This is a genomic window from Neisseria sp. P0001.S005 (assembly GCF_051963715.1).
Genome location: NZ_JBQCTZ010000310.1, coordinates 1 through 2,662, shown reverse-complemented (window position 1 = coordinate 2,662; position 2,662 = coordinate 1). Strand labels below are relative to the sequence as shown.

At 52.6% G+C, this 2,662-nt stretch carries 3 protein-coding genes; all 3 read right to left on the bottom strand.

The window, feature by feature from the left end; translation table 11 throughout:
* Positions 1-458, bottom strand: a 458-nt coding sequence (locus tag ACTHSP_RS19360) for a 2,3-bisphosphoglycerate-dependent phosphoglycerate mutase (RefSeq protein ID WP_440346711.1), incomplete at its 3' end; no start/stop codon positions are given.
* A gap of 102 nt (positions 459-560) precedes the next feature.
* Positions 561-1,313 carry a class I SAM-dependent methyltransferase gene (locus ACTHSP_RS19355; protein ID WP_440346710.1) on the bottom strand — a complete coding sequence of 251 codons (753 nt, stop codon included), beginning with the start codon at positions 1,311-1,313 and terminating at the stop codon, positions 561-563.
* Positions 1,314-1,361: 48 nt separating this feature from the next.
* On the bottom strand, positions 1,362-2,662 hold a 1,301-nt coding region (locus tag ACTHSP_RS19350), incomplete at its 5' end, for a sigma-54 interaction domain-containing protein (RefSeq protein ID WP_440346709.1).

Sequence of the window (2,662 nt, the reverse complement as noted above, 5' to 3'; positions counted from 1 at the left end):
ACTTTGAGGTTTTCGCCATCAGGTACGACATCGCTAGGCAGGTTGGCATAGCGGCGGTCGTTGTGGGCGGAGTGAGGATCTTTAGGATCCAGCAGCGGAGGCAGGGTATCGTAGCTGCGGCGCCAGATGTGGACTTGCTCGTCGCCGTATTTTTCTGCGGTTTGTTTTTTATCCATACCTTGCAGCTGGCCGTAGTGGCGCTCGTTCAAACGCCATGATTTGATTTGTGGAACAAACAGTTGGTCGGATTCTTCCAAAACGATGTTACAGGTTTTGATGGCACGGGTCAGAACGGAGGTAAAGGCGATGTCGAACTCATAGCCCTTCTCTTTCAACTTTTTACCTGCTGCCGCGGCTTCTGCCAAACCTTGCTCGCTCAGCTTGACGTCGCGCCAGCCGGTGAAAAGGTTTTTCGCATTCCATTCGCTTTGTCCGTGACGGATGAATACTAATTCCATGATAGTTTGCTCCAATGAAGTTTGGGAAAGGGTATTTATATCACACTTTGCCGCCGCGCTGATAACGCCGGCGGTTACTTTTGATATGTTGCAAGTTTGCTTTTAGTCTTCAGACGGCCTTGTCGGAAGGTAAACATCAAAACGCGTGCTTTTGCCTGTGTATTGATAAGCAGGCTTGCGCCCGTCGAGAAATTCGCCCAAGCGTGGGCGTTTGACGACAATACGCTTTTTGGCGGTATTCAACGCTGCGTCCAACAACTCGGCTTCGTCTTGTGCCGCGCCGACCAAGTCGTGAAAGTAAGCCATTTCTTTTTTCACGGCGGCGGTTTTGCGGCGTTCCGGATACATTGGGTCGAGATACACCACATCGGGTCTGCCGTTTTGCGTTGCCAATTCTTGCATTAAATCAACGGCATTGCCGAAGTGCAAAGTAATGCGTTGGGCAATCTCCCGTGTTTCTTCACTTTGCCCTGCCCTGTTAAGGCCGTCTGAAAGTAGACAGGCAACGGCGGGATTTTGTTCAAAAGTTTGTACCTTCAAACCCAACGAGGCAAGCACAAAACTGTCGCGTCCCAGTCCGCCGGTAGCGTCCCAGACAGTCGGTTGCGCAGTGTGGTTGACGGCTTTGGCAATCAACTCGCCGCCGCCTTTAGTGCGCCGGTAATGGGCGGCACCGCCATCAAAATCAACGCGGACACGGCCTTTTTCACCAGCGCGGCACAAACTGATACCGCTTTCGTCAGCAATAAGGAAACCGCCTTCTTCAGGCTGCCGGTCGATAACGGTCAGCCCGAAAGGCTCGGTAAGGCTGCGAAGTTCGGCAGATGCGGTTTCGTCAAAATAAATCTTGTACATAAGGCTTATGTTTCAGACGGCCTTGAAAACTCAGGCCGTCTGAACGTTTTAATTGATGTCCAAGCGTTCCATGCGGTAGCGCATAGAGCGGAAGCTGATGCCCAAAAGCTTGGCGGCTTGGGTACGGTTGTAACGGGTTTGCTGCAAAGCCTGCTCGATGATGCTGCGTTCCACTTGGTCGAGGTAATCCTGTATCTGCATGGTACGCGGATCAAACGGCGGAATGGGGCTGTGATTGAGCGTAGTTTCGTGTGCGTCAGGTTCGGCAATATCGTCAAAAGAGAAGCCGCTACGTTCAGCCTTAACCTGTGGGGCATTTTGAATCTGCAAGTCATCCACTTGTATCACTTGGCCGACCGTCAGTGCGACGGCGCGTTCGAGGATGTTTTCCAACTCGCGGAAGTTGCCGGGATAGCTGTAATGCAACAGGGCTTCTTGGGCTTTCGGGCTGAGTTTGTAGGTTTGATTGCCGTGACGGTGTTTGTACAGCAGATACAAAATCAGCGCGCCCAAGTCTTCGCGCATTTCGCGCAAAGGCGGCATGTGCAGGGTGACAACGTTGAGGCGGTAATACAAGTCCTGACGGAACGCGCCGCTTTCAACCAAAGCTTCGAGGTTTTTATGGGTCGCACAAATAATGCGCACATCCACAGGGGTTTCCCGCGCATCGCCGATACGGCGCACGGCTTTTTCTTGAATGGCGCGCAGGAGTTTGACCTGCATGGCAAGCGGCAAATCGGCAACTTCGTCAAGGAACAAAGTGCCGCCGTCAGCGTGTTGGAAAAAACCTAAACGGTCTTGATCCGCGCCGGTAAAGCTGCCTTTTTTGTAACCGAAAAATTCGCTTTCCATCAGGTTTTCAGGAATGGCGCCGCAGTTGACGGCAATAAACGGTTTGTCGGCACGGTTGGACAGCTCGTGAATCGTGCGCGCCGCCTGCTCTTTACCCGTACCGGACTCGCCGGAGATATAAACGGAAACAAGGCTGTGAGCCAATCTGCGAATCAGGTGGCGCACTTCGACCATTTGCGGCGAGGTACCCAACAGGCGCGGCATATCGTCCTCGCCTTCCAATATAGGTGCGTCTTGTTGCAAAGCAGGATTGATGCTGCCGGCCGAAAAACGCTCTTTTAAGGAATTGAGTCCTTCCGGAACAATCAAAGGCCGGTTAAATTCGCTCTGTACGCTCTTAGGAGGCGTAACGACAGGCTTGGCCGGTTGAGGTTCGGGTTTATACAGGGCGGCAGAAACTGGCACAGGCTGCGATTTGATTTTTTCAGACGGCGTGGGTTCGGCAGTATTGTCTGAAACCGACACTGCCGATTTAACCAATGAACGCAACTGCGACA

Excerpts from the sequence above, each read along its gene's own strand:
- ACTHSP_RS19355 (WP_440346710.1), bottom strand. The coding sequence starts at position 1,313 with ATGTACAAGATTTATTTTGACGAAACCGCATCTGCCGAACTTCGCAGC.